This window comes from Phenylobacterium sp. (assembly GCF_035539035.1).
In the GTDB taxonomy this organism is placed as follows: domain Bacteria; phylum Pseudomonadota; class Alphaproteobacteria; order Caulobacterales; family Caulobacteraceae; genus Phenylobacterium.
The window spans coordinates 14,364-39,794 of record NZ_DATLJI010000012.1; the positions used below are offsets into that span (position 1 = coordinate 14,364).

Annotated in this window: 30 protein-coding genes and 2 tRNA genes; 9 read left to right on the forward strand and 23 right to left on the reverse strand. The window is 70.6% G+C overall.

Annotated features, from left to right (window positions below; all coding sequences use genetic code 11):
* Nucleotides 1-59: 59 nt before the first annotated feature.
* Nucleotides 60-389, forward strand: a complete 330-nt coding sequence (trxA, locus tag VM685_RS05350) for a thioredoxin (protein WP_325459092.1) — start codon at nt 60-62, stop codon at nt 387-389.
* Nucleotides 390-685: 296 nt separating this feature from the next.
* On the opposite strand, the gene VM685_RS05355 is transcribed toward trxA, so the two are convergent.
* From VM685_RS05355 to VM685_RS05375, 5 genes are read right to left on the reverse strand one after another with little or no spacing between them, the layout of a single operon-like run.
* A complete protein-coding gene (locus tag VM685_RS05355) occupies nt 686-2,020 on the reverse strand; it encodes a folylpolyglutamate synthase/dihydrofolate synthase family protein (protein ID WP_325459093.1) in 1,335 nt (444 codons plus the stop codon).
* Between the two features lies 1 nt (nt 2,021).
* Entirely contained in the window at nt 2,022-2,948 is a 927-nt protein-coding gene (gene accD, locus VM685_RS05360) for an acetyl-CoA carboxylase, carboxyltransferase subunit beta (RefSeq protein ID WP_325459094.1), read from the reverse strand.
* Nucleotides 2,949-2,953: 5 nt separating this feature from the next.
* Nucleotides 2,954-3,790 carry a tryptophan synthase subunit alpha gene (gene trpA / locus VM685_RS05365; RefSeq protein WP_325459095.1) on the reverse strand — a complete coding sequence of 279 codons (837 nt, stop codon included), beginning with the start codon at nt 3,788-3,790 and terminating at the stop codon, nt 2,954-2,956.
* A complete protein-coding gene (gene trpB / locus VM685_RS05370; RefSeq protein ID WP_325459096.1) occupies nt 3,787-5,016 on the reverse strand; it encodes a tryptophan synthase subunit beta in 1,230 nt (409 codons plus the stop codon). Before trpB ends, trpA begins: the two co-directional genes overlap by 4 nt.
* 8 nt (nt 5,017-5,024) lie before the next feature.
* Nucleotides 5,025-5,666: a phosphoribosylanthranilate isomerase gene (locus tag VM685_RS05375; protein WP_325459097.1), complete on the reverse strand. Its 642-nt coding sequence runs from the start codon at nt 5,664-5,666 to the stop codon at nt 5,025-5,027.
* Between the two features lie 77 nt (nt 5,667-5,743).
* Here VM685_RS05375 and VM685_RS05380 point away from each other — a divergent pair, with 77 nt between their 5' ends.
* The gene (locus tag VM685_RS05380; protein WP_325459098.1) at nt 5,744-6,298 is read left to right on the forward strand and encodes a hemerythrin domain-containing protein; all 555 of its coding nucleotides are present in this window, start codon (nt 5,744-5,746) and stop codon (nt 6,296-6,298) included.
* Nucleotides 6,299-6,349: 51 nt separating this feature from the next.
* Nucleotides 6,350-6,889: a hypothetical protein gene (locus VM685_RS05385; RefSeq protein ID WP_325459099.1), complete on the forward strand. Its 540-nt coding sequence runs from the start codon at nt 6,350-6,352 to the stop codon at nt 6,887-6,889.
* Between the two features lie 203 nt (nt 6,890-7,092).
* Here VM685_RS05385 and mscL read toward each other — a convergent pair whose 3' ends face one another.
* The 5 genes from mscL to aroA form a co-directional block, all read right to left on the reverse strand.
* Nucleotides 7,093-7,521 (reverse strand): large-conductance mechanosensitive channel protein MscL, encoded by a 429-nt coding sequence (gene mscL, locus VM685_RS05390; protein WP_325459643.1) that lies wholly within the window; start codon nt 7,519-7,521, stop codon nt 7,093-7,095.
* Nucleotides 7,522-7,601: 80 nt separating this feature from the next.
* On the reverse strand, nt 7,602-7,889 hold the full coding sequence (locus VM685_RS05395; protein ID WP_325459100.1) for an integration host factor subunit beta: 288 nt from the start codon (nt 7,887-7,889) through the stop codon (nt 7,602-7,604).
* Between the two features lie 191 nt (nt 7,890-8,080).
* Nucleotides 8,081-9,796: a 30S ribosomal protein S1 gene (gene rpsA, locus VM685_RS05400; RefSeq protein ID WP_325459644.1), complete on the reverse strand. Its 1,716-nt coding sequence runs from the start codon at nt 9,794-9,796 to the stop codon at nt 8,081-8,083.
* A 164-nt stretch (nt 9,797-9,960) separates the two neighbouring features.
* Nucleotides 9,961-10,611 carry a (d)CMP kinase gene (gene cmk, locus VM685_RS05405; protein WP_325459101.1) on the reverse strand — a complete coding sequence of 217 codons (651 nt, stop codon included), beginning with the start codon at nt 10,609-10,611 and terminating at the stop codon, nt 9,961-9,963.
* Nucleotides 10,608-11,951, reverse strand: coding sequence for a 3-phosphoshikimate 1-carboxyvinyltransferase (gene aroA, locus VM685_RS05410; protein ID WP_325459102.1), 1,344 nt, complete (start codon nt 11,949-11,951; stop codon nt 10,608-10,610). The genes cmk and aroA overlap by 4 nt, the downstream gene beginning before the upstream one ends.
* 123 nt (nt 11,952-12,074) lie before the next feature.
* On the opposite strand from aroA, the gene VM685_RS05415 reads away from it, so the two are divergent.
* Entirely contained in the window at nt 12,075-12,545 is a 471-nt protein-coding gene (locus VM685_RS05415; protein WP_325459103.1) for a TIGR02300 family protein, read from the forward strand.
* Between the two features lie 117 nt (nt 12,546-12,662).
* A tRNA-Ala gene (locus tag VM685_RS05420) sits at nt 12,663-12,738 on the forward strand.
* 57 nt (nt 12,739-12,795) lie between these two features.
* On the opposite strand, the gene VM685_RS05425 is transcribed toward VM685_RS05420, so the two are convergent.
* Together VM685_RS05425 and VM685_RS05430 are read right to left on the reverse strand one after the other, a co-directional pair.
* Entirely contained in the window at nt 12,796-13,929 is a 1,134-nt protein-coding gene (locus tag VM685_RS05425) for a class I SAM-dependent methyltransferase (RefSeq protein WP_325459104.1), read from the reverse strand.
* Between the two features lie 30 nt (nt 13,930-13,959).
* Nucleotides 13,960-14,529: a hypothetical protein gene (locus VM685_RS05430; protein ID WP_325459105.1), complete on the reverse strand. Its 570-nt coding sequence runs from the start codon at nt 14,527-14,529 to the stop codon at nt 13,960-13,962.
* A gap of 195 nt (nt 14,530-14,724) precedes the next feature.
* Between VM685_RS05430 and VM685_RS05435 the strand changes: the two genes are divergently transcribed.
* Together VM685_RS05435 and VM685_RS05440 are read left to right on the forward strand one after the other, a co-directional pair.
* The gene (locus VM685_RS05435) at nt 14,725-15,144 is read left to right on the forward strand and encodes an Hsp20 family protein (RefSeq protein ID WP_325459106.1); all 420 of its coding nucleotides are present in this window, start codon (nt 14,725-14,727) and stop codon (nt 15,142-15,144) included.
* 109 nt (nt 15,145-15,253) lie between these two features.
* Complete coding sequence (locus VM685_RS05440; RefSeq protein WP_325459645.1) at nt 15,254-15,508, forward strand: DUF1150 domain-containing protein; 255 nt, start codon at nt 15,254-15,256, stop codon at nt 15,506-15,508.
* Between the two features lie 84 nt (nt 15,509-15,592).
* Here the strand turns inward: VM685_RS05440 and ptsN are convergent, their stop codons facing one another.
* The 5 genes from ptsN to VM685_RS05465 all read right to left on the reverse strand — a co-directional run bounded on the left by ptsN (nt 15,593) and on the right by VM685_RS05465 (nt 19,828).
* Nucleotides 15,593-16,069: a PTS IIA-like nitrogen regulatory protein PtsN gene (ptsN, locus tag VM685_RS05445; protein ID WP_325459107.1), complete on the reverse strand. Its 477-nt coding sequence runs from the start codon at nt 16,067-16,069 to the stop codon at nt 15,593-15,595.
* 72 nt (nt 16,070-16,141) lie between these two features.
* Entirely contained in the window at nt 16,142-16,765 is a 624-nt protein-coding gene (gene hpf / locus VM685_RS05450) for a ribosome hibernation-promoting factor, HPF/YfiA family (RefSeq protein ID WP_325459108.1), read from the reverse strand.
* 31 nt (nt 16,766-16,796) lie between these two features.
* On the reverse strand, nt 16,797-17,432 hold the full coding sequence (locus VM685_RS05455) for an exopolysaccharide biosynthesis protein (RefSeq protein ID WP_325459109.1): 636 nt from the start codon (nt 17,430-17,432) through the stop codon (nt 16,797-16,799).
* Nucleotides 17,433-17,497: 65 nt separating this feature from the next.
* Nucleotides 17,498-19,003 carry an RNA polymerase factor sigma-54 gene (rpoN, locus tag VM685_RS05460; RefSeq protein WP_325459110.1) on the reverse strand — a complete coding sequence of 502 codons (1,506 nt, stop codon included), beginning with the start codon at nt 19,001-19,003 and terminating at the stop codon, nt 17,498-17,500.
* Between the two features lie 87 nt (nt 19,004-19,090).
* Entirely contained in the window at nt 19,091-19,828 is a 738-nt protein-coding gene (locus tag VM685_RS05465; protein WP_325459111.1) for a glutathione S-transferase family protein, read from the reverse strand.
* 89 nt (nt 19,829-19,917) lie between these two features.
* Between VM685_RS05465 and VM685_RS05470 the strand changes: the two genes are divergently transcribed.
* Nucleotides 19,918-20,634, forward strand: a complete 717-nt coding sequence (locus VM685_RS05470; protein WP_325459112.1) for a YafY family protein — start codon at nt 19,918-19,920, stop codon at nt 20,632-20,634.
* On the opposite strand, the gene lptB is transcribed toward VM685_RS05470, so the two are convergent.
* The 5 genes from lptB to VM685_RS05495 all read right to left on the reverse strand — a co-directional run bounded on the left by lptB (nt 20,627) and on the right by VM685_RS05495 (nt 23,342).
* Nucleotides 20,627-21,361: an LPS export ABC transporter ATP-binding protein gene (lptB, locus tag VM685_RS05475; protein ID WP_325459646.1), complete on the reverse strand. Its 735-nt coding sequence runs from the start codon at nt 21,359-21,361 to the stop codon at nt 20,627-20,629. The genes VM685_RS05470 and lptB overlap by 8 nt on opposite strands.
* Nucleotides 21,362-21,396: 35 nt before the next feature.
* Nucleotides 21,397-21,936, reverse strand: coding sequence for an LptA/OstA family protein (locus tag VM685_RS05480; RefSeq protein ID WP_325459113.1), 540 nt, complete (start codon nt 21,934-21,936; stop codon nt 21,397-21,399).
* Nucleotides 21,937-21,948: 12 nt separating this feature from the next.
* Complete coding sequence (lptC, locus tag VM685_RS05485; RefSeq protein ID WP_325459114.1) at nt 21,949-22,572, reverse strand: LPS export ABC transporter periplasmic protein LptC; 624 nt, start codon at nt 22,570-22,572, stop codon at nt 21,949-21,951.
* 11 nt (nt 22,573-22,583) lie between these two features.
* Entirely contained in the window at nt 22,584-23,201 is a 618-nt protein-coding gene (locus VM685_RS05490) for a ribonuclease D (RefSeq protein ID WP_325459115.1), read from the reverse strand.
* Nucleotides 23,202-23,255: 54 nt separating this feature from the next.
* A tRNA-Leu gene (locus VM685_RS05495) sits at nt 23,256-23,342 on the reverse strand.
* A gap of 167 nt (nt 23,343-23,509) precedes the next feature.
* On the opposite strand from VM685_RS05495, the gene VM685_RS05500 reads away from it, so the two are divergent.
* Nucleotides 23,510-24,484, forward strand: a complete 975-nt coding sequence (locus VM685_RS05500; protein ID WP_325459116.1) for a complex I NDUFA9 subunit family protein — start codon at nt 23,510-23,512, stop codon at nt 24,482-24,484.
* Here the strand turns inward: VM685_RS05500 and VM685_RS05505 are convergent.
* Nucleotides 24,481-25,284 carry an undecaprenyl-diphosphate phosphatase gene (locus VM685_RS05505; RefSeq protein WP_325459117.1) on the reverse strand — a complete coding sequence of 268 codons (804 nt, stop codon included), beginning with the start codon at nt 25,282-25,284 and terminating at the stop codon, nt 24,481-24,483. The genes VM685_RS05500 and VM685_RS05505 overlap by 4 nt on opposite strands.
* Nucleotides 25,285-25,431: the final 147 nt, after the last annotated feature.

The window sequence follows — 25,431 nt, forward strand, 5'->3', positions numbered from 1 at the left end:
GCGGATCAAGAGGCGTGAGGCCGCGTTTCCAACCTGGGCCCACGCAGAAGGAGCTACCCATGGCCACTGTGAAGGTCACCGACGAGTCGTTCGAGAAGGACGTGCTGCAGGCCGAGCGCCCGGTGCTCGTCGATTTCTGGGCGGAATGGTGCGGCCCCTGCAAGCAGATCGCGCCCGCCCTGGAGCAGATCTCGGACGAGCTCGGCGGCCAGGTCACGGTCGCCAAGCTGAACATCGAGGAAAGCCCGACGACGCCCTCGCGCTACGGCGTGCGCGGCATCCCGACCATGATGCTCTTCAAGGGCGGCCAGATGGCCTCCATGAAGGTCGGCGCCATGCCCAAGCAGAAGATCCTGGAGTGGCTGAACGAAGCCGGGGTCGCGGCTTAGGGCTTCCACGCGGGCGGTCCTGCGCTCCAGCCCTCCTCCTCGATGGAGGAGGGTTGGGTGGTGGTGGGGCTGCCGAGCCGAAGCGAATGGCGCAGGTGGGCGCCGGCGCCATGCGGCGCCCATTCCTTCACCGCCCTGCAAACACCACCATCCCCGCCCTTCCTCCATCGAGGAGGAAGGGAGCCGTCCGAACCCGGCAGCGCTAGACATGAGGCGGGCGCGCCGCGTTCCGGCCCGCGTCTCCCCCACCCGGCGAGGCTGCGCCTCGTCCTCACTCCCCCGAAGGGGAGGAATATCTAAACCGGCCAGGTCTCCGGGCTCATGGCCAGGACCTCGCCGGCGAAGTGCAGGCCGCCGCAGACCAGGACGTGGGGCGGCAGGCCGTCGGCGGAGAGCGCGCGGCGCACGCCGGCCTCCACGTCCCCCACCTCCTCCACCTCCAGGCCATTGGCGCGGGCGGCTTCGGCGATCTCGGCGGCCGGGGCGGCGTTGGGCGAATCGAAGGTGGTGGCGAAGACCTTCGGGTGCATCTCGGCGAAGGGCTCGAAGAAGCCGCGGGCGTCCTTGCGGGCGAACATGCCGACGACCAGCGCCAGCGGGCGGCCGTCGCGGTCGGTGAGGCGCGAGGCGGCCTCGGCGAGCGCGCGGCCGGCGTGCGGGTTGTGGCCGCCGTCGAGCCAGAGGTCGGAGCTGCGCGAGCGGGCGAGGTCGGCCAGCGGCCCCTTCGTCAGGCGCTGGAAGCGGGCCGGCCAGACGGCGGAGGCGACGCCCTGGCCGATGGCGTCCTCGCTGAGGCCGGGGTCGAAGGTGAGCGCCGCGGCCACCGCCAGGCCGGCGTTGGCGAACTGGTAGCCGCCGAACAGGCTGGGCGGCGGCAGGTCGAGCAGGCGCTCGGGCATCTGCACCAGCAGGCGGCCGCGCTCCTCCCAGGCGTCGAAGTCGCGGCCCATCAGCAGCATGGGGGCCATGCGCGCGTCGGCCTCGCGCTCGATGATGTCGAGCGCCTCGTCCTGCTGGCGGGCGACCACCACCGGGCGGCGGGGCTTGATGATGCCGGCCTTCTCCCAGGCGATCTTGGCGAGGCCGGGGCCCAGCATCTCCAGGTGGTCGTAGTCGACGGGGGTGATGACGCTGACCGCGGGCGCGTCGAAGATGTTGGTGGCGTCGAACCGGCCGCCCAGGCCCACCTCGACGATGCAGATGTCGGCCGGCGTGTCGGCGAAGGCCTCGAAGGCCAGGACGGTGGTGATCTCGAAGAAGCTGATCGGCTCGCCGGCGTTGGCCGCCTCCAGCCGCTCGGTGAGCTCCATCAGGCGGGCGTCGCTGATCAGCTCGCCGGCCACGCGGATCCGTTCGGCGAAGCGGACGAGGTGGGGCGAGGTGAGCGCGTGGACCTTCAGCCCCTGGGCCTCGGCGATGGCGCGCAGGTAGGCGACCGTCGAGCCCTTGCCGTTGGTGCCGGCCACGTGGATCACCGGCGGCAGGCGCTTCTCAGGATGGCCGAGGGCGGCCAGCAGGCGCTCGACGCGGCCGGTGGTGAGGTCGATCAGGCTCGGATGGTTGGCGCGCAGGCGCTGGATCACCGCGTCCGAGGCGCGGATCGGGTCGTGGTCGATCGCGGGGAGCTTCACATCAGGCGGCGGAGGGAAGTCGCTCGCGCCCCAGCATGAGGGTCTTCAGGATCGAGCCCAGCACCGAGGGCAGCTCGGCGCGGGGGACCACCTTGTCGACCATGCCGCGCTCCACCAGGAACTCGGACTTCTGGAAGCCCGGCGGCAGGGTCTCGCGGATGGTCTGCTCGATGACCCGCCGGCCGGAGAAGCCGAGGGTGGCGTTGGGCTCGGCCAGGTGGACGTCGCCCAGCATGGCGTAGGAGGCGAGCACCCCGCCCGTGGTCGGGTCGGTGAGCACCACCACATAGGGCAGGCCCGCGGCCTTCACCTCGTTCAGCGCCAGGGTCGTGCGGGCCATCTGCATCAGGGAGAGCGTGCCCTCCTGCATGCGCGCGCCGCCCGAGGCGGTGAAGATCACGAATGGGACCTCGCGCTTCACGGCCTCCTGCGCGGCCTTGATGAAGGTCTCGCCGGCGCCCATGCCGAGCGAGCCGCCCATGAAGCTGAAGTCCTGGACCACGACCACGGCCGGCTGGCCCTGGATGTTCCCGTAGCCGATGGCCATGGAGTCCTGCTCGCCGGTGGCCTTGCGGGCGGCCTTCAGGCGCTCGTGGTAGGGCCGCTCGTCGGGGAACTTCAGCGGGTCGTCGGCGACCACCGGGGAGGCGATCTTCTCGAAGACGCCGTCGTCGAAGGTGATGCGCAGGCGCTGGGCCGCGCCGATCCGCATGTGGCTGCCCGAGGGCGTCACCCACAGCGCGGCCTCCAGGTCGGGCCGGTAGATCATCTCCCCGGTGTCGGGGCACTTGACCCAGAGGTTCTCGGGCGTCTCGCGCTTGGCGAAGGCGTTGCGCACGCCGGGCGCGATCCGGGACAGCCAGCCGCGGCGCTCGCGCCCGCCCTGTGTCCGTCCGGGCTTGTCGTTTCTCTGCTCAGCCATCGCCATAGGTTCTAGACCGCCGTCGTTTGGCCATTTCGCGCGAAGCGCACAGACTTAGCCAAGGATTCAGCTTTGGAAAGAACTCGCTGGGTCACGTCTTCGTTTCTCTCCACCGCTTCGGCCACTTCATCCACAAGCGCGGAGCCAACGACAACCGCATCGGCCACGCGTGCTACCGCCGCGGCCCTTTCCGGAGTCTTGATGCCGAAGCCGACGGCGACGGGCAGGCCGGAGGCCTGGCGCACCCGCTCGACGTTGGGGGCGACCGCCTGGGCGTCCGCTTCCTTCACCCCGGTCACGCCGGCCACGGAGACGTAGTAGACGAAACCGGAGGTGCGCCGGACGATGGTCTGCAGGCGGTGGTCGTCGCTGGTGGGGGTGGCCAGCCGGACCAGCGAGACGCCGGCGGCGTCCAGGGCGTCGGCCAGGGGATCGGCCTCCTCGGGCGGGCAGTCCACGACGATGAGGCCGTCGATGCCGGCCTCGGCCGCGTCACGGGCGAAGGCCGCAAAGCCCCAGGTGAGCAGGGGGTTCATGTAGCCCATGAGGATCAGCGGGGTCGTGTCGTCGCCCTCGCGGAAGGCGCGGGCGAGGTCCAGCGTGCCCCTCAGCGTCATGCCCTTGGCCAGGGCCCGCTGGGCGGCGCGCTGGATCGGCGGGCCCTCGGCCATGGGGTCGGAGAAGGGGAAGCCCAGCTCGATAAGGTCGGCGCCGGCGGCGGGCAGGCCCCGGAGGATATTGAGCGCGGTGTCGCGGTCGGGGTCGCCGGCCATCACATAGGCGACGAAGGCCGCGCGGCCTTCCTGCTTCAGCGCGGCGAAGCGGGCGTCGATACGGGCTGTCGTCAAATCTGGCGTCCCAGGTGGGCGGCCACCGTGCCCACGTCCTTGTCGCCGCGGCCGGAGAGGTTCAGCACCACGATGCCGTCCTTGCCGACCTCGCGCACCACCTCGGGGAGGCGGGCGAGCGCATGGCTGGACTCGATGGCCGGCAGGATGCCCTCGAGCTTCGAGAGCAGCATGAAGGCCTCCAGCGACTCGGCGTCGGTGGCGGTGAGGTAGGTGGCGCGGCCCACGTCGTGCAGCCAGGAATGCTCCGGGCCGATGCCGGGATAGTCGAGGCCGGCGGAGATCGAGTGGGCCTCCTCGATCTGCCCCTCGCGGTCCTGCAGCAGGTAGGTGAGGTTGCCGTGCAGCACGCCGGGGCGGCCGCCGTTGATGGCCGCGGCGTGGCGGCCGGTGTCCATCCCCTCGCCCGCCGCCTCGACGCCGATCAGCCTGACCTCGGCGTCGTTGAGGAAGGGGTGGAAGATGCCGATGGCGTTGGAGCCGCCGCCGACGCAGGCGACCACGGCGTCGGGCAGCCGGCCCTCCAGCTCCAGGATCTGCTCGCGCACCTCGCGGCCGATCACCGCCTGGAAGTCGCGGACCATGGCCGGATACGGGTGCATGCCGGCGGCGGTGCCGATCAGGTAGTAGGTGTCGTGGACGTTGGTGACCCAGTCGCGCAGGGCCTCGTTCATGGCGTCCTTGAGCGTCGCCGAGCCGGAGGTGACCGGCCGGACGTCCGCGCCCAGGAGGTTCATCCGGAAGACGTTGGGCTTCTGCCGCTCCACGTCGACGGCGCCCATGTAGACCACGCAGGGCAGGCCGAAGCGGGCGCAGACGGTGGCGGTGGCCACGCCGTGCTGGCCGGCCCCGGTCTCGGCGATGATCCGGGTCTTGCCCATCCGCATGGCCAGCAGGATCTGGCCCATGCAGTTGTTGATCTTGTGCGAGCCGGTGTGATTCAGCTCCTCGCGCTTCAGATAGATCTTCGCCCCGCCGTAGTGGGCGGTGAGCCGCTCGGCGAAATAGAGCGGGCTGGGCCGGCCGACGTAGTGCTTCAGGAAACCGTCGAGCTCGGCCTGGAACGCCGGGTCCGCCTTGGCCGCGGCGTAGGCGGCGTCCAGCTCGTGGACCAGCGGCATCAGGGTTTCGGGCACGTAGCGGCCGCCGAACTCGCCGAAGCGGCCGGCCGCGTCGGGATAGGCCGAGTAGTCGTTGGGACGGGCGGGCGGGTGAGGCGCGTTCACGAGGCGGTTCAGGCTCGTCTGGCGGCGTCGAGGAACGCCGTGATCAAGGCGGGGTCCTTTAGGCCGGGACCGCGCTCCACGCCAGAGGAAACGTCCACCATCGGGGCGCCGGACTGCTGCACGGCGTCCGCCAGGTTCCAGGGATCGAGCCCCCCGGCCAGGAACCAGGGCCGCCGGAAGCGGCGGCCGGACATGAGGGTCCAGTCGAAGCTGTGGCCCGTGCCGCCGGGGCGGGGGGAGTCCTTCGGCGGCTTGGTGTCGAACATCAGGTGCTCGGCCACGGTCTCGTAGTCGGCGGCCGGCGCGAGGTCGGCGGCCTCGGCGACCGGCAGGACCTTGACGATCCCGGTCCCGGCGCGGCCGGCGATCTCCCGCACCCGGGCGGGCGACTCGGCGCCGTGCAGCTGGATCAGGTCGGGCGCGAGGCCCCGGGCCACCTCGTCCACCTGGGCGTCGGTGGGATCGACCAGCAGGGCCACGACCCGGGCGCGGTTGCGGACGGGTTCGGCCAGCCGGCGGGCGGCGTCGATCGCCAGGTTGCGGGGGCTCTTCGGGAAGAAGACGAAGCCCAGGAAGCCCGCCCCGCCCTGCAGGGCGGCGCTGACCGCCTCGGGGGTCGAGACCCCGCAGATCTTGGCGCTGACGCTCATGGCCCCGGATTAGGGGATGAAGCGGAACGGGGGCAAGGCCCGGCCCGTTCTTCGCCCGACTCCAGGGAGAACCTCCAATGCCCCACACGTCCGGAAACTTCGGCCGTCTCGCCACCGGCGCGGCCCTCGGCCTGATGGCCGGCCTCGCCATTCCCCACGCCAAGAAGGCGGTGATGCAGGGCCCCTCCCTCGCCGCCGGCGACTGGGTGGCGGCGCTCACCGCCGAGCACCGGATGGTGGAGAAGATGTTCACCCAGCTGCTCGCCACCCACGACGACGAGATGCTGAAGCGCGAGATGCTGCTGACCAAGATCGCCTATGCGCTGACCAAGCACGCGATCGAGGAGGAGAACGTCATCTATCCGGCCCTGGCCGAGAACGCCCGCACCGACCAGTCGCACCACCTCACCGAGGACCACGCCGAGGTGAAGACCTTCATCTACGACCTGCGCCGCACCTCCTCCACGGACCCGCGCTGGCTGATCAAGGCGCGGGCCTTCTGGACCCAGCTGCAGGAGCACATGCGCGAGGAGGAGGAGGAGATCTTCCCGGCCTTCCGTGACGCCCTGCCGCCGGAGGAGAACGCCAAGCTCTTCAAGATGCTGAACTGGGAAGGCTTCAAGGTCGCCTAGACCGGAGGCCCGATCACGGCCAAGCTGTCCCCGGGTTCTGGGGGGCGGCGCATGGCCGAGCGACTGGACAGCGATGGCCTCTGGCGCGTGTGGCGCCAGATGGTCCGCGCCATGACCGTGCACGGCCTGGTGTGGGACAGCCTCTTCGGGCGCAGCGCCTGGACCCAGTGGGGCGTCGACTATGTGAGCGGCCTGCGGCGCAACCGGTCGAGCCGCAAGGTGGCCGAGATCGTCCGGGCGCTCGCCCCCGCCGACCAGCGGCGCCTGCACGCCCTCGCCGCCATCAACCACCGGCGGCTGGAATCGGTGGCGCGCTGGAGCGGCGTGGCCTTCCTGACCGTGCCGGCGTCGACCGCCCTGGTGCTGAACCAGCTCGCGCCGGAGGTCCTGGACCGCCTCGACTGGGACGCGGGCGACGTGTTCTTCGCCGGCGTCGGGGTGGCCTGGATCGGCTGGATCATGATGGCCGCCTGGCGCGCGCGGCAGATGGTGGTCGTCACCGAGCTGACGATGATCGAGCTCGACCTGCTGCCGGACGCGGGCGAGGCGGAGGGCGCGGAGGCCCTGATCGAGGCCCCCGTCGGCGCCTAGGGCGCCAGCCTTCGCAGTCCGCCGCGGGTGCGTGGCTCCCGAGCCCTCCTCCTCGATGGAGGAGGGTTGGGTGGTGGTGTGTCCGCGGAGATGAAGTGAAAGGCTCCGTTGGGCGCCGAGCCGAGAGCGACCTCACCGCATCACCCTGCACTCACCACCATCCCTACCCTTCCTCCATCGAGGAGGAAGGGGCGCGCCATCGGCTAGGGCGGCCCCGGGCGCTCGGCCTGGGCCTTCAGGAGGTCGCGGATCTCGATGAGCAGGGCTTCCTGCGGGGTCGGCGCAGGCGGCGTCTTCGGGCCCTGTTCCGCGTCGTGACGGCGGATGACGTTGATCATCTTCACCAGCAGGAACACCGCCCAGGCGACGATCACGAACTTGATGCCGGCGTTGATCAGGGCGCCGTAGTGGATGGCGACGAGCTCGTCGACCTTGGTGGCCGGGTTGTCCGGCTTCAGCACCCAGGCCAGGTGCGAGAAGTCGATGCCGGAGAGCAGCAGGCCGATCGGCGGCATGATCACCTGGTCGACCAGCGTCTTGACGATGTCGTTGAAGGCCGCGCCGATGATCACGCCGACCGCGAGGTCGATCACGTTGCCGCGGGCGATGAACTCGCGGAATTCGCCGAGGATGGGGGCGCGCTTTTCGATCTTGGACTCGAGCTTCTTCAGCCCCTCCTGGACGTTCGTCACGTCGGAACTCTCGGGTACGCCTACTCGTCTACGGCGTTGAGCCGCTCGCGCAGCTCCTTGCCGCTCTTGAAGAAGGGCACGTGCTTGGCGCGCACGTCCACCGGCTCGCCGGTGCGCGGATTGCGTCCGGCGCGGGCGTCGCGGGAGCGCACGGAGAGCGCGCCGAAGCCGCGCAGCTCCACCCGGCCGCCGTCCTCCAGCGCCAGGATCATCCGCTCGAGGATCACGCCCACGACGCGCTCGATGTCGCGCTGCGTCAGGTGCGGATTCTCTTCCGCAAGCTTTGCGATGAGCTCAGACTTGATCATGCGGCCCTTCGGGGAGTGGGGAGCGGCGCGACCATGGAAGACTCCGCCTGTGGATTCAAGGCGGAATGACGGTTTACGGGCCCGTATGGCAAAGCTTGGGCGCAACCGTGGCGTGAGCCGCACATCCCATCAAATGAAAACGGCGGCCCGGTTTCCCGGGCCGCCGCTCATGTTCAGCGATGACGCTGAAACTACTCCTTCTGGGCCTTCTCGCGGAGAGCCGCGCCCAGGATGTCGCCCAGCGAGGCGCCGGAGTCGGAGGAGCCGAACTTCTCGATGGCTTCCTTCTCCTCGACCATTTCGAGCGCCTTGATCGACAGCGAGACGCGGCGGGCGGCCTTGTCCACGTTGGTGATCTGGGCGTCGACGCGGTCACCCACGGCGAAGCGCTCGGGGCGCTGGTCGGCGCGGTCGCGCGACAGGTCCGACTTGCGGATGAAGGCCGTCATCGGCGCTTCGTCCTCGCCGAACCGGACCTCGATGCCGCCCGAGGTGACCTCGGTGACGGTCGCGGTGACGGTCTGGCCCTTGCGGAAGCTGTCGCCCTGCATCGGGTCGCCGGCCAGCTGCTTGATGCCGAGGGAGATGCGTTCCTTCTCCACGTCGACGTCGAGCACGCGGGCCTTCACCACGTCGCCCTTGTTGTACTTGGCGATGGCTTCCTCGCCGGAAATCGCCCAGTCGAGGTCGGACAGGTGCACCATGCCGTCGATGTCGTTGTCGAGGCCGATGAACAGGCCGAACTCGGTGGCGTTCTTGACCTCGCCTTCCACGGTCGAACCGATCGGGTGGGCCTCCAGGAAGGCCTCCCACGGGTTGGCCATGGCCTGCTTGAGGCCGAGCGACACGCGGCGCTTGGACGGATCGACGTCCAGGACGACCACTTCCACTTCCTGGGAGGTGGAGACGATCTTGCCCGGGTGGACGTTCTTCTTGGTCCAGGACATCTCGGAGACGTGCACCAGGCCTTCCACGCCCGGCTCCAGCTCCACGAAGGCGCCGTAGTCGGTGATGTTGGTGATGCGGCCGGTGAACTTGGCGCCCACCGGGTACTTGGCTTCCACGCCGTCCCACGGGTCGGACTGCAGCTGCTTCATGCCGAGCGAGATGCGCTGGGTCTCGGGGTTGATCTTGACGATCTGCACCTTGACCGTGTCGCCCACCGCCAGGACCTGGCTCGGGTGGTTGACGCGCTTCCAGCTCATGTCGGTGACGTGCAGCAGGCCGTCGATGCCGCCGAGGTCCACGAACGCGCCGTAGTCGGTGATGTTCTTGACCACGCCTTCGCGGACTTCGCCTTCCTGCAGCTGGCTGACCAGCTCGGTGCGCTGTTCGGCGCGGGCTTCTTCCAGGATGGCGCGGCGGGAGACGACGATGTTGCCGCGCGGACGGTCCATCTTGAGGATGGCGAACGGCTGCTCGCGGCCCATGAGCGGGCCGACGTCGCGCACCGGGCGGATGTCGACCTGCGAGCCCGGCAGGAAGGCCGAGGCGCCGCCGAGGTCGACGGTGAAGCCGCCCTTCACGCGGCCGACGATGGCGCCCATCACCGGCTCGTTGCGCTCGTAGACGGCTTCCAGGCGGGTCCAGGCTTCCTCGCGGCGGGCCTTGTCGCGGCTGATGACCGCCTCGCCCATGGCGTTCTCGACGCGCTCGAGGAACACCTCGACGGTGTCGCCGACCTTCAGGGCGGGCTTGTCCTCGCCGGGGTTGGCGAATTCCTTCAGGAGCACGCGGCCTTCGGTCTTCAGACCGACGTCGATGATCGCGAAGTCCTTCTCGATCGCCACGACCTTGCCGTGGACAACCTGGCCTTCCATGAAGTCACGCCCGCCGAGGGACTCGTCGAGCAGCGCGGAGAAGTCGTCCCGCGTCGGGTTCAGGCTCATATCGTCAGCCATATGTATCTTTCGTCTCGAATGACGCGCGGCCCGCGCAGCTTTGGGCTGTCGGACGGAGTCCCCGCGTCGGGTTAAGGGTTGCAACCGAAGGCGCCAGGGATACCCGGCGCTTATGTGGATCTGCCCGCAGCCGTCCGAGGGTGAGGCGCGGTTGGATTTGCCCAGGAAGACTAGGAAGCTTCCCAGCGGGCGCGCGCCGCCTCGACGATGCGGCGGGCCGCATCGGCGGCCTGCTCTATAGTCATTTCGGTGGTGTCCAGCAAGACGGCGTCGGGCGCGGGGCGCATGGGCGAGTCGGCGCGGCCGCCGTCCCGCTCGTCGCGCTTCACGATGTCGGCGAGGATCTCGGCGTAGGCCACGTCCTCGCCCTGGGCGGTGAGCTGCTTCCAGCGGCGCTCGGCGCGGACCTCCGGCGTGGCGGTCACGTAGAGCTTGGCCGGGGCCTCCGGGCAGATCACCGTCCCCTGGTCGCGCCCGTCGAGGACCGCGCCGCCGGGGCGCCGGGCGAAGGCGAGCTGCAGGTCGCGGAGCGCCAGGCGCACGGCGGGGTGCACGGCCACCCGGCTCGCCGCCTCGCCGGCCCCGCGGGTGCGGAACTCCGGATCGGAGAGGTCCTCGGCGGTCAGGCGGCGCGCGACGGCGGCGGCCGCTTCCGCGTCGTCCAGGTCGTGGCCGGCGCGGGCGGCGAGCACGCCGGCCGCCCGGTAGAGCAGGCCGGAATCCAGCATCGGCAGGCCGTAGACCGCCGCCAGGCCGCTGGCGATCGTGCCCTTGCCGGAGGCGGCGGGGCCGTCGACGGTGATGACGAACGGCGGCTTCACGCGGCCTGCGGGGCGTCTTCGCCGATCTGCGCGCCGAGGCCGGTCATCAGCTCCACGAAGCCCGGGAAGCTGGTGGCGATCATGCCGGGCTCGTCGACGGCGACGGGGCGTTCCGAAGCGAGGCCCATGACCAGGTGGGACATGGCGATACGGTGGTCGCCGTGGGTCGTGACCCGCGCGCCGCCGGCCACGGGATGGTTGCCCCGCCCGGTCCCGATCACGGTGAGGGCCTCGGGCTCCTCCTCCACGCCCACGCCGCAGGCGGCGAGGCCGGCGGCCATGAGCGCGATCCGGTCGCTCTCCTTCACCCGCATCTCGCCGATGCCGAGCATCCGGGTGGGCCCGTCGGCGAAGGCCGCGGCGACCGCGAGGATCGGGTATTCGTCGATCATCGAGGGCGCCCGCTCGGGCGGCACCTCGACGCCCGTGAGCTGCGAGTGGCGGGCGGTGACGTCGGCCACCGTCTCGCCGCCCTCGTCGCGGACGTTGGTGACGGAGAGGTCGGCGCCCATGTCGCCGAGCGTCTCCAGGAGGCCGATCCGCAGGGGGTTCAGGAGCATGCCCTGGACGGTGACCTCCGAGCCCGGGGTGATCAGGGCCGCGACCAGCGGGAAGGCCGCCGACGACGGGTCGCCGGGGACGCGGATGGCCGTGCCCCGCAGGCGCTGGCCGGGCGGCAGGACGATGCGGCGCGCGGCGCCCTCCTCGCTCACCAGCACCTCCGCGCCGAAGCCGCGCAGCATGCGCTCGGTGTGGTCGCGGGTGGCCTCGGGCTCGATCACCTCGGCGCCGCCGGCGGCGCTAAGGCCGGCCAGCAGGACGGCGGACTTCACCTGGGCCGAGGGCTCCGGCAGGCGGTAGGCGATGCGCTTGAGGTTTCCGCCCTTCAGCGTGAGCGGCAGGCGCCCGCCCGAGCGGCAGATCCAGCTCGCGCCCATCTCGCCCAGCGGCTTCAGCACCCGGTTCATCGGCCGGCCGCGCAGGGAGGCGTCGCCGGTGAAGGTGACGGCGAGGTCGAAGCCGGCGGCGGCGCCCATGATCAGGCGCACGCCAGTGCCGGCGTTGCCGCAGTCGACCACGTCGGCCGGCTCGGCGAAGCCGCCGCGGCCCTCGACGCGCCAGCGGCCCTCGCCCAGGCGTTCGACGCCGGCGCCGAAGGCCGCCATGGCGGCCGCCGTGCGCTTGACGTCGTCGCCTTCCAGCAGGCCCTCGATCTCGGTGACGCCGTCGGCCAGGGCGCCCAGGATCAGCGCCCGGTGGGAGATCGACTTGTCCCCCGGCGCCCGCACCACGCCCTTCAGGGGACCGCTCCGCCTGGCGCTCAAACCCGCCGCCGCCATGCCTGAAATCCGCGCCTCCGCACACCTGGGTTCCCGAGAGGGGGATTGCTTTGACAGCCGCGTTCCACCGTGGCAAGGGAGCCCGCTTCTCAAGAACCCCCCGTCTAAAGAGGGTCGCCTCCTTTGGCCAATCCCGAGCTCGGCACCAAGCAGATCTGCCCGACCTGCCAAGCGAAATTCTACGATCTCAACAAGCGCCCCGCGCACTGTCCGAAGTGCGGCAGCGACTTCGATCCTGACGAGGCGGTGCGCAACCGCCGCGTCCGCGCGCGCGCCATCGTGCCGGACACCGACGCGGACGAAGAGGCCGAGGACCAGGTCGTCGCCAAGGCCGACGAGGCCGAGGACGAGGAAGAGGACGTCGTCACGCCGGAACTGGACGAGGTGGTCGACGAGCCGCCGCTGGCCGGCGACGACGACGAGGACGCCGCCGAGCCGGGCGTCAGCCCGGTCGCCGACGACCTGGGCGAGTTCTCCGACGACGAGGAAGTCGAGGACGACGCCGACGTGCCGTTCCTCGAGGAAGAGGACGACGATTTCGACGATTCCGAGATCGAAGGCCTGCCCGACGAGGGCGACGTCGACGACCGGTAACCGGGACCGGTGAAGCCTGCGGCGAAAAAGGTCGAAAGACCCGCTTGATCGCCGCCAAGGCTTTGACTAGGTTCCGCGCCTCGCCGGGGGGCGTGCCCTCCGGCGACCCGAGACCTCGGGGCTATAGCTCAGTTGGTAGAGCGCTTGAATGGCATTCAAGAGGTCAGCGGTTCGACTCCGCTTAGCTCCACCATGAGGGCCCGCCGGTAACGCCGGCGGGCCTTCGCCTTTTCCGGACAGGCTCTTCCGCTCAGGCCGGCGCCAGGGCCTTCAGGGCGTGCAGCCGGCGGCGCAGCTTCGGCGGCAGCCAGGACAGGGCGTGGCGCGGCCGGCGCATCAGCACCGCGTCCTGGGTGCGGTTGAGGTCGTGCGAGCCGATGTGCAGGACGTCGAAGTAGGCGCCCCAGACGCGGCGGACGTAGTCGTCGGTGTGGTAGGCCAGGCGGTAGACGTCCGGCAGCCCCTCGGTAATGTCGGCCTCCCCCCAGAAGACGAAGCCGTCGCGGGCGAAGGCCTGCTTCACGGGCTCCGGCACATAGTCGTAGCCGGCGGCGTCGAGCTTGGTGGTCAGCAGGGTCCCGCCCGGCTTCAGCACGCGGCGCAGCTCGAACAGCCAGGCGTTCTGCAGGTCCTCCGGCAGGTGGGTGAAGACCGAGATCCCGTAGATCAGGTCGAAGCTCTCGTCCTCGAACGGCAGCGGCGGCTCGAGGCCGTTGACGCGGAAGTCGGCGACCTCGCCCAGGGCGCCCGCCGCCCAGGCGATCGCCTCGCCGTCGATGTCGCAGCCGAACAGCTCGGCCTGCGGGTGCATGTCGTGGACGCAGTCGATCACCCGGCCGGGGCCGCAGCCGAAGTCGAGGATGCGCCGGTGCTGGTCGAGGGGCCGGCCGCCGCGGGCCAGGATGCCGGCGATCTGCTCGGCCGTGGTCCGGCCGGTGCGGTGGAACTCGCCGGCCGCCGCGCCGGTGACCCGGATCTGCAGGGGCTCGGGCGGGATCGCCCGGGCCCGCACGGGCCGGCCGTAGACCCTGCGCAGCCAGGCCTCGGAGACGGCGTACTCGAAGACCCGGGACCGGCCGTCGCTGACCACCGCCACCTCCAGCAGGAACGGCTCCGGCGGCGGCGGCGCGGCGCGCAGCAGGTCCACGAGGTGCACGCGCTGGAAGAAGGTCAGCGCCTCCACGTCCTTGTAATAGAGGTGGAGGTTCGGCGGCCGCTCGCCGAGGCGGACCGGGACCTCCACCCCGTTGACGGTCATCCGGACGTCGGGCGCGGCCGGGTCGTCCACCTGCGCCCATCCCAGGAAGACGAACTCCGTGGCGTCGTCCGCGATCCGGTAGGGCGGGTCGAGGCTGATCAGCACCTGGGCGGGCGTGGCTTCCATGCGGCGTAGCGCTCCTCTCGGACGATGGCGCTAGCGCACCGTGAACTTCACCGGGACCGATTCCTGGTAGCCGGCGCCGTCGGCGGAGACGACGCGCAGGACCAGGGTGTGGTCGCCGGGCGCGACCGTCCCGGCGGGAATGGTGACGGCGTAGCCGACGTTCACCAGGGCGTCGGTCTTGTGGAACCTGGCCACGTCCGACCGCGGCGCGCCGTAGGCGGCGGGATAGGCCGCGCCGTCGATGACGACGTCCACCGCCCTGGCCGGCTGCTTGCCCGCCGCGTCGAAGGCGAAGCCGCCGACCGTCAGCGGCTTGTCGGCCGCCACCACGGCGGGCTGGCGGTTCAGGGGGTCGGGCGCGGCGCCGATGTAGTCCACGTAGAAGCCGGCCAGGCCCTCGCGCTTGGGAAGCCCGGCGCTGGCGGCGGCGCCGGCGGCCGGGGCGGCGGCCGGGGCGGCGGCCGGAGCAGCCGCGTCGGCGGCCGGCGGCGCGGGCGCCGCGGCCTCGGGCGGCGGGGGATTGCGCGGCTTGGGCTCGTCGCAGGCGGCGAGCGCCAGGGCCGCGGCGGCGGCGATGCAGGCGGAGGCGACGGGCTTCATGGACAACTCCTGGTCACGGTGATGAGCGTCGGGCCAAACCGGGCGCGGGTCCAGCGAGGTGCGACGAGCGGGGCAATGAAACCGCCCTGCGTTGCAGAGGCAACCGCCAGACCCCATATGCGGACGGTCCGGCCGAGCCGCGCCGCTGCCGGGCGGCCCGGCCGGAGAGTCGCTTCTATCGAGGACTCTTCGAGAATGAACCGGTCGATCCTATTCGACAGCCCGTTCCTGCTGGGCTTCGAGCACACCCGCAGCCTCATCGAGCGCGCCGCCAAGGCCGCCGCGGAGAGCTACCCGCCGTACAATGTGGAGGACCGCGGCGACGGGGGCCTGCGCATCACCCTGGCGGTGGCGGGGTTCACGCCCGAACAGCTGAACGTCAGCGTCGAGGACCGGCAGCTCACCGTCACCGGAAAACGGGACGGGGGCGGAAAGCCCGAAGAGGCCTACCTGCACCGCGGCATCGCCGCCCGGGGCTTCGCGAGGAGCTTCGTGCTGGCCGACGGCATGGTGGTGGAAGGGGCGAGCCTGGAGCACGGACTCCTCCATATCGACCTGGCCCGGCCCGAGCCGGAGATGCGGATCCAGCAGATCCCGATCCGCACCGCCGGATGAGGGCCAGGGTCGTCACAATCGGGGCGTGCGAGCCGTTCGGCGCCTCTTACGTCGGAGGTCGGCTGAACCGGCGTCCATCCGACGCGTTGAGTTTTCGGAGGTGGTCATGATGACACCGGTATTGACAACTGAAGCGTTTGCCGCTCTCGGCGCTCCGAGCCTGGTCTATGTGCGGCCTGTGAAGGCGGCGGAGATCCTGGCGAGCGTCCCCAGCGCGAGCATCCAGGGGTTCGAGCTCGACCCCGAGCAGACCCTTTATGCGGTGCACCGCGCCGACGGCGAGCGGCTGGCCGTGCTGACCGATCGCGAGTCGGCCATGGCCGCGGCCCTCGCCCACGAGCTGGCGCCGGTTTCCGTGCACTAGCTGTCACGCCGAAGTTGTCCCTCCCCTGGTCCAGGGGAGGGCGAAGCCGGCGGAAGGCCGGCTTTTTTCTTGCCTGAAGGAGGCCTAGGCGGCGGAGGAGCGCGGGTGGGCCCCGCCGTCCTGCACCAGCAGGGCGTGGATGGCGTCCGCGGTGCGGGCCTGGCGCAGCTGCTCGCGCAGGTCGGCCTGGCGCAGCAGCCGCGAGACGCGGGCCAGCGCCCGCAGGTGCTCGGCGCCGGCGTCCTTGGGGGCGAACAGGGCGAAGATCAGGTCGACGGGCTTGTCGTCCACCGCGTCGAACTCCACGGGCTGCTCCAGGCGCACGAAGACGCCGCGCATGCGCGACAGGCCCTCGAGCCGGGCGTGCGGGGCCGCGACGCCGTAGCCCACGCCGGTGGAGCCGGCCTGCTCGCGCTCGGCCAGCGCGTCGAGGATCACCCCGGCCTCCAGGCCGAGGTTGCGGGCGGCGATCTCGGCCACCACCGCCAGGGCCTGGCGCTTGTTGGCCGCGCTCACGCGCAGGGAGATCGCGTTGCGATCGAGGAATTCGCCGATATGCATCTGTCTTCTAAAGCGCCCGCAACTTCACGGCCGGTCCCTAGCGAAACCATATGACGGTCTGGCGAAGCGCGGTCAGGCCTCGCCGGTTCCGTCGCCATTCCCATTCCTGGTCCGCTCGGGGTCGATCCAGCCGATGTTCCCGTCGGGGCGGCGATATACCACCGACAATCCGCCGTGGGCAGCGTTCCGGAACACGATTGTTTGAGATTCGGTCAGGTCCAGCTCCATGACCGCCATCGAAACGGTCATGGTCCGCACGGGCCTCTCGGTCTCGGCGATGACCATGGGTTCGGGGAAGGCTCCGGACGAGTCGTCGTCCAGATCGTCGCCCTCCTCCTCCTCGTCCGGCGAGCGCAGGACGAAGTAAGCGGCGGTCTCGGCCTGTTTGGCGAGCGCCTGGATGTGGTGGTCCTTCAGCCGGTTCTTGTACCGGCGGATACGCTTGGCCATCTTGGCCATGGCCGCATCGAACGCCAGGTGGGCGTCGCCGCCGACACCGTGGGTGGTCAGCTGCTGGCCGGAGGCCAGGGTGACCGCGCAGTCCACCTTGAAGGCCTGGCCCTCTCGGCTGACCACCACGTCGGCGCCGCCGCCGCGGTCGAAATACTTCCCTATGCTGGTGGAGAGCTCGTCGGAGACTCGCGTACGCAGAGCCTCGCCGACATCGACGTGTTTGCCGGTGACTTGAACTTGCATCACCCATCAACGCGCCCGCCGCCGGATGGTGTCAAGCGTGCGAAAATAGTCCGAGCAGCTGGTGGAATCCGTGCGTCAGCAGGCTGCCGGCGAGCACCAGAACGCCGAAGCTGGCGGCCGTCAGCGCATAGCCGAACAGGGCCAGGAGACCGTCGCGCTGGATGAGCGCCAGCGACAGCACGCTGACCGCCGCGGCGGGCAGCATGTTGCCGAGCGGGATCGGCAGGATGAGGATCGCCGCCAGGAGGGTGCAGGTGACCCCGATCACCCGTTCGCCGACCCCGCCGAACAGGAAGCCGAACCGGGGCCGGGAGACCGCCTCCACCCGCCGCACCCAGGGCAGGATGCGCGGCAGGCCCTTCTTCAGGTCGGCGGTGGCCACCGAGCCGCGCCGCACCTTGGCCGGAAGCCAGGGATGGCGCGCGCCGATCACCAGCTGGGGCGCGAGCAGCAGGAGCGGCGCGCCGAAGATGGTGGTGCCGCCGGGCGGCAGCGGCAGGGAACAGGCGAGGCCGAAGATCAGCAGGAGGCCGCCCAGCGCCCGGCCCCCGAACCGCTCCACCATCTGGGCGACCGAGATCTGCGGCTCCTCGTGATCGGCGAGGGCCTTCAGGATGTCCGACAGGGACTGATGGGTCTCGGAGCGGTCATGCATCGACCGCTTCATCTGGGGTCTGGAGATCGGCCCGCCAAGGCGTTTTTTGGCAACACACCGGCGCAATCGACCGGCGGCTAGACGGCGTCCTTCAAAAGCCTGCGGCGCTCCACCGAAGACGGGATGCGCATGGCCTCGCGATACTTGGCGACGGTGCGCCGGGCGATGTCGACGCCGGCCTGCTTGAGGATCTCCACGATGCGGTCGTCGGAGTGCACGTCGCTCTCGCTGGCCTCGGCGTCGATGAGCTGGCGGATACGGTGGCGGACGCTCTCGGCCGAGTGCGCCTCGCCCCCCTCGGTGGCCTGGATCGCCGAGGTGAAGAAGAATTTCATCTCGAACACGCCGCGCGGCGTGGCGATGTACTTGTTGGAGGTGACCCGGCTCACGGTGGATTCGTGCATGCCGATGGCGTCGGCGACGGTCTTCAGGTTCAGCGGCCGCAGGTGCTCCACGCCATAGGCCAGGAAGGCGTCCTGCTGGCGCACGATCTCGGACGACACCTTGAGGATGGTCCTGGCCCGCTGGTCGAGGCTCTTCACCAGCCAGTTGGCCTGGGCCAGGCAGTCGGAGACGAAGGTCTTCTCCTGGTCGGAGCGCGCCGCGCCGGCGACGCGGGCGTGGTAGCGCTGGTCCACCAGCAGGCGCGGCAGGGTGTCGGAGTTGAGCTCCACGTGCCACAGGCCGCCCAGGCTCTCGCGCACGAAGACATCGGGCGCCACCGGCTGGACGGGCTCGGCCCCGAAGGCGGCGCCCGGGCGGGGCGTCAGCGCCTTCAGCTCGGCGACCATCTCCTTCAGGTCCTCGTCGTCGACGCCGCAGGCCTTCTTCAGCGCGGCCATGTCGCGCCGGGCGAGCAGCGGCAGGTTCTCCAGCAGGGCGTCCATGGCCGGGTCGAACCGGTTGCGGTCCTTGAGCTGCAGCATCAGGCACTCGCGCACGTCGCGGGCGGCGACGCCGGTGGGCTCGAAGCCCTGGACGACGCCCAGCACCTGCTCGACGAAGGCCAGTTCGCAGCCCAGCCGCTCGGCGATCTCCCAGAGATCGGCGCGCAGGTAGCCGCCCTCGTCGACGGAATCGATCAGCACGCTGGCCACCGCCGATTCGGCCGCCGACAGGCCGGCCACCGCCAGCTGGTCGTAGAGGTGCTCGGCGAGCGTCTTCTCGCGGCTGAGCGCGCTTTCCATGGCGTCGGGGTCGCCGTCAAAGCCGGTGGAGCCGCCGTTGCCGGCGCGCGACCAGTCGATGGCCCCGCCGGCGTCGGCGGCCGGCGCGTCCGGGGCGTCGCCGGTGGCGCGCTCGCCGGGCGAGGCCTCGTCGTGGCTGACGTCCATCTCGGCGCGGGCGCCGGCGTCGTCGATCCGGTCGGCGGAAAAGTCCTGGGCCGCCTCGGCCGGGGCCTCGGGCTCGGCCTCGCCCTCGCGGTCCTCCCGCTGCAGCAGCGGGTTGCGCTCCAGTTCGCCCTCGACGAACGCCTCCAGCTCGATGTTGGAAAGCTGCAGCAGCTTGATGGCCTGCTGCAGCTGGGGCGTGATGACCAGCCCCTGTCCCTGCCGGATCTCGAGTCGCGCGCCGAGCGCCAAGGAAGCCCCCTCTGGCCTGTTTCTTGCTGGAGGCTAGGGGCGCTTTCCCAACCGATTGGTTAACCGGCCGGGAAATTCAGCAGACGGTCAGGCGGCGAGCGGCTCGGCGGCCTCCGCCCGCCACGGAAATTCCGGATAGAACAGGGCCATCAGCCGGTCGGCGTAGTCGACCAGGTTGCCGAATCCCAGCGCCCGGTCCCGCAGTTCGCAGGGGAAGAACGGCGTGTAGAGCGCCGCCAGCATGCCGAGCGCCGTGGCGTCGGTCCCGCAGGGGCGGTCGCCGAACAGGAAGGGCTGATCGCCGAGGATCTCCGAGAGTGCGGCGAGAGACCGCAGGCCGAGCTCGACGATCTCCGCGTCCGAATGGCGGGCGACGCCCTGGGCGCGCATGGCGGCGCGCACCTCAGCCAGCACCTCCGCGCGGATGGCGTCCTGCAGGCCGGCGGGCGCGTCGTCGAAGAAGTGGGCCGGGCCCTTCTCGAAGTTCTCGGGCGTCAGCCAGCGGAAGTAGCCGATCACCCAGCCGAGCTGATTCTCCAGCATCCGCTCCACCGCCCAGGCCTCGGCGCGCTGGCGGGGGCTGAGCCCCTCGTCGAAGTCGACGCCGTAGGTCCGCTCCAGGTGCAGGCGGATGAAGGTCGAATCGGCCACCCGCACGTCGCCGTCGTCGATGAACGGGATCTGGCCCTTGGGCGATTCGTCGGGCATGGCGTCGCTCGGCTCGTAAGCGAGCCCCGCCATCTTCAGCTGCACCTCCGTCTTGGTGACGTAGGGGCTGACCTGCGGCAGGCCGAAGGCCGCCTGGGCGCCGTAGAGGGTGATCATCGGGGCTCTCCGTCCGTGCGAGTTGACACGGCGGCAGACTAGGGGCCCCCTGCTGCCAACATTCTGTCAGCAGCTTGGCGGGAGAGGCGATGCGGCGGGCGGACCGGCTGTTCCAGATCATCCAGGTGCTGCGGCGTCACCGCGGGCCGGTGACCGCCGACGCCATCGCCGCGGAGCTGGAGACCTCCAAGCGCACGGTCTACCGCGACATCGCCGACCTGATCGGCCAGCAGGTGCCGATCCGCGGCGAGGCCGGCGTCGGCTATGTGCTCGAGGGCGGGTACGACCTGCCGCCGCTGATGCTGACGCCGGACGAGGTGGAGGCGGCGGTGCTGGGCGCGCAGTGGGTGGCGCGGCGGGGCGACCCGGAGCTGGCGCGCGCGGCGATGGACCTGATCGCCAAGATCGGCGTGGCGGTGCCCGAACGGCTGCGTCCCCTGGTGCTGGAGCCCGCGACCCGCGCCGCGCCCAACTGGAACGCCATGCCCGACCGGATCGACATGGCCCAGGCGCGGCGCGCCATCCATGCCGGACGCAAGATCCGGCTGGTCTACCGCGACGAGCAGGATCGCGAGACCGAGCGCAGGATCTGGCCCTTCGCGGTGGGCTATCACGAGACGGTCCGGCTGCTGGTGGCCTGGTGCGAGCTGCGCAGCGACTTCCGCAGCTTCCGCACCGACCGGGTGTCGGAGGCGGAATTCCTGGAGGACCGCTATCCGGAGCGGCCGGCGGCGCTGCGGGCGCGCTGGCGGAAGTACTGCGCCGAGGAGGGCCAGCGGATGCGGGCCATGCGGGAGGCTAGTTGAAGCGGTCGCCCAGGTAGACGCGGCGCACTTCCGGATCGTCGACGATCTCGTCCGGGCTGCCCTCGAAGAGCACCTCGCCGGCGTGGATGATCGAGGCGCGGTCGATGATGTCCAGCGTCTCGCGCACGTTGTGGTCGGTGATCAGGATGCCGATGCCGCGCTTCTTGAGGTAGCTGATCACCTCGCGGATGTCGGCGATGGCGAGCGGGTCGATGCCGGCGAACGGCTCGTCCAGCAGCATGAAGGACGGCTCCGAGGCCAGCGCCCGGGCGATCTCCACCCGGCGCCGCTCGCCGCCCGACAGCGAGATGGCCGGTGCGTTGCGCAGGTGCTCGATGTGCAGCTCCTCGAGGAGCTCGGTGACCATGGCGCGGGCCTTCTTGCGGTCGCGCTCGCGCAGCTCGACCACGGCCATGACGTTCTCGCCCACGGTCATCCCGCGGAAGATCGAGGTCTCCTGCGGCAGGTAGCCGACGCCCATGCGGGCGCGCTGGTACATCGGCTGGGCGGTGATGTTCTCGCCGTCCAGGTAGATGGCGCCGTAGTCGGCCGGGATCAGGCCGGTGATCATGTAGAAGCAGGTGGTCTTGCCCGCGCCGTTGGGGCCGAGCAGGCCCGCCACCTCGCCGCGGCACAGCCGCAGGGAGACGCCCTTCACCACCGGCCGCCCGCGATAGGACTTGCCGATGTTGTCGACGACCAGCCCCTCGCCCGCGAGATCCGGCAGGGTCGTCGCGACCTGTTCGCGCTTGAGGGCCACGGCTAGGGACGCGCCTGGTTGGGCTGCTGGTTGGGATAGAAGACCCCGCGCACCCGGCCCGTCTTGTTCCGGCCGGTGGCGGCGCCCTGCATCGTCCCCTGGCCGGTGCGCGTGTTGATGACCATGCGCGTGCCGCGCAGCACGTTCTGGCCCTGAACGGCGACCACGTCGCCGGTCATGGTGAGGGTCTCGCCGACGGCCTCGTAGATGGCGTTGTCGGCCCGCACCCGCTGCTGCGGGGTGGCGTAGTAGACCTGGCCCTGGGCCTCCATGCGCTGCAGGTCGCCGCAGTCGCCGGCGCCGCCGGCGGTGGTGGCGGCCTTGGTCTGGAAGCGGGCGGTGAGGACGTTGGCGCGCAGGCGCGCGTCGGCCTGCAGGGCCTCTGCGTTGCCGCGCCAGATCGACACGCACTCGGTGTTGATGACCTCCAGCTCGTCGGCGGTGATGTCCACCGGCGCATTGGTGTCCCGCGCGAGCTGGGCCACGGCCGGGGCGGCCGCGAGGGCCAGGGCCGCCGCCGTGATCGTGGAAAGGAGCTTCATCCGCATCGCCTGCTACTTCGTCTGGAGCCGCGTCCGCACGCCGCCCTTGAACACCATGCGCTCGCCTCTGCCGTAGACGGCATAGGACTTCGCGGTGATTTCTCCAAGGGACCCTGACCCCTGAATAGGACCTGAACCCACCAGTTCCCCGGTCTTGGTGTCGAACATGGAACTGGCCGTCTCGAACGCCTGCCGGGCGCCGGCGAGCCGCACGCCGCCGGAGAGCTGCAGCTTTCGGTTCCCCTCGTGGTAGACGCCCGCGCCGCCGGAGATCCGCAAGGGGTCGGGCCCCTCTTCGTCCATCACCAGGGCCGGCTTGTCGAGGATGACGCGCTGATAGTCCTTCGGATCGCGGGTGGCCGAGGCGGCGGTGAGCACGAAGGCGCGGCCCTTGTCGTCGCGGCCCACGAAGCGGGGATTCACCAGGCGGATCGGGGCGTCGGGGTCGCCGGCCTCGGCCGGCTTGGCGCGCAGGGCGTTCCACGCCACCGTCCCGGCCATCACCGCCAGGATCAGCACGATGGCCGCGGGCAGGCCGAACCTGAGCAGGCGCAGGACCCGAGAGCGGCGGCGCCAGCGCACGATCTCCGGACGCCGGCCCGGGGTCGCCATCGTGGAGGGGTCCGCCGCGCTCATGCCCGATCCCGTCAGGAGTGCGCGAAGATGTCGACGTCTTCCCAGCCGGCGACGTCCAGGAGGGCGCGGTGGGGCAGGAAGTCGAAACAGGCCCTGGCCAGGCCATCGCGGCCCTCGCGGACCAGCATCCGGTCCAGGCGCTCGCGCAGGGCGTGCAGGTGCATGACGTCGGAGGCGGCGTAGGCCAGCTGCTCCTCGGAGAGGTCGGCGGCGCCCCAGTCCGAGCTCTGCTGGACCTTGGAGAGCTCGATGTTGAGCAGCTCCCGGGTCACGTCCTTCAGGCCGTGACGGTCGGTGTAGGTGCGCGCGAGCTTGGAGGCGATCTTGGTGCAGTAGACGGGGGCGGTCACCACCCCCAGATGCAGCCAGAACATGGCGATATCGAAGCGGCCGAAGTGGAAGAGCTTCAGCACCGCCGGATCGGCCAGCAGCCGCTTCAGGTTCGGGGCGTCGTAGGTGGCGCGGTCGAGCTGCACCAGATGGGCGTCGCCGCCGCCGTCGGAGAGCTGCACCACGCACAGCGGATCGCGGCCGAGCCGCAGGCCCATGGTCTCCGAGTCGATGGCGACCACCGAAGCGCCCGCCAGGGCGTCTGCGGGCAGGTCGCCCCTGTGCGTATAGGTCGTCACTTAAAAGCGCTCGCTCCGGCGATCCATCCCGGCTCTCCACTATAGAGAGAGGGATGGTGCCCAGGAAAGGACTCGAACCTTCACGGCCGTTAAGCCACTGGCACCTGAAGCCAGCGCGTCTACCAATTCCGCCACCTGGGCCCGACCCACCGGATCGCGCGAGGGCGGTTCCTTAGGGCGCCGGCCGGGCCGGGTCAACGGCGTCGCAGCAGGTTTGCGAACCTGGCCTCACCGTCGCATTGCGGCGGAGGGCCGCATCGTCTATCCGCAGGCGCAGTTTCGAGCTCTCCGGAAGAAACCGCGCGGCCATGCAGAACCTAGTCACCGTCTTCGGCGGATCGGGCTTCATCGGGACCCAGGCCGTGCGGCAGCTGGCCAAGGCCGGCTGGCGGATCCGGGTGGCGGTGCGCAATCCGAACCTCGGCTACGCCATGCGCCTGCACGGCGACGTGGGCCAGATCGACGTGGTGCAGGCCAACATCCGAAACCCGGACTCGATCCGCCGCGCCCTGGAGGGCGCCACCGCCTCGCTCAACCTGGTGGGCGTGCTCTACGAGACCGGCCGCCAGGGCTTCCAGGCGGTGCATGTGATGGGGGCCCGCAACGTCGCCGAGGCGGCCCGGGCCGAGGGCGTGACCCGCGTGGTGCAGATGTCGGCGCTGGGCGCCGACGAGGCCTCTGAATCCAAGTACGCCCGCACCAAGGCCGAGGGCGAGCTGGCCGTGCGCGAGATCTATCCGGACGCGGTGGTCGCCCGGCCCTCGATCGTGTTCGGCCAGGAGGACGACTTCTTCAACCGCTTCGCGGCCATGGCGGGGATGAGCCCGGCCCTGCCGCTGTTCGGCGGCGGCACCAACAGCTTCCAGCCGGTGTTCGTGGGCGACGTGGGCAAGGCGCTGGCCAAGATGGTCACCCTGGAGGAGTGCGCGGCCCAGACCTACGAGCTCGGCGGGCCGGCGGTGTTCACCTTCCGCGAGCTCATGGAGATGATCCTGGCCGAGACCGGCCGCCGGCGCCTGCTGCTGCCGCTGCCGGGCGTCGCCGCGGAGCTGCTGGGCTCGGCCTTCGACCTGGTGAAGGGGATCGTGCCGCCGCCGATCACGGCCGACCAGGCGAAGCTGCTGAAGACCGACAATGTGGTGAGCGGCGCCTATCCGGGGCTCGAGGAGCTGGGGATCACGCCCACCACGCTGGAGGCCGTGCTGCCGACCTACCTCTACCGCTACCGCAAGGGCGGCCAGTACGCCGACCAGGACGACCGGGCCTACGCCGCGGTCCGCTAGGCGAACTGCAGGGCCGCCAGGCCCACCGCGCCGATCGCGATCCGCAGCCAGCCGAACGGGGCGAAGCCCCGCCGGGTGACGATCGCCAGCATCAGCTTGATCACCACCACCGCCACCACGAAGGCGGTGACGAAGCCGATCGCCAGCAGGCTGAGGTTCTCGCCGGCCATCAGCTGGTCGCGGCTCTCGACGGCGTCGAGCACGAAGGCGCCGAGCATGGTCGGGATCGCCAGGAAGAAGGTGAACTCGGCGGCGGCGCGCTTCTCCACCTTGTTCAGCATGCCACCGACGATGGTCGCGCCCGAGCGCGAGACGCCGGGGATCATGGCCAGCACCTGGAAGAGGCCGATGATGAAGGCGGTCTTCAGCGGCAGCTGGTCCGGCTCCCGATGCACGGGCGCCGGGGCCCTGCGGTCGATGAGCAGCAGGACGACGCCGCCGATGATCAGCGAGATGCACTGCACCGTCGGGCTATCGAACAGCACCCCCTTGATGAAGTCGTGCAGCAGCAGGCCGAGCACGATCGAGGGGATGAAGGCGACGATCACCGTCAGGGCGAAGTGCCGGCTGGCCGGGTCGCTCGGCAGGGTGATCACCGCCCGCCACAGCTTGCCGAAGTAGAGCACGACCACCGCCAGGATCGCGCCCAGCTGGATCATCACCGCGAAGGTGTTCCAGAAGGGGTCGGTCAGCCCCATGCCGTGCTTGGCGAGCAGCATCATGCCCGTCGACGAGACCGGGATGAACTCCGTCAGGCCTTCGATGACGCCCAGGATGACGGCGTAGACCCAATCCGGCACGGCGGAACTCCAGCTCAAGGGGGAAGACGGCAAAGGGCGGCACTATGGTGAACATCGGGTTCATCTCAAAATTGGACTATCTTGCTGCGAAGCGATCGCAGAGCCTGGCCTTCGCGCAATCTGACGCAGGAACATGGTCCCCTTTTT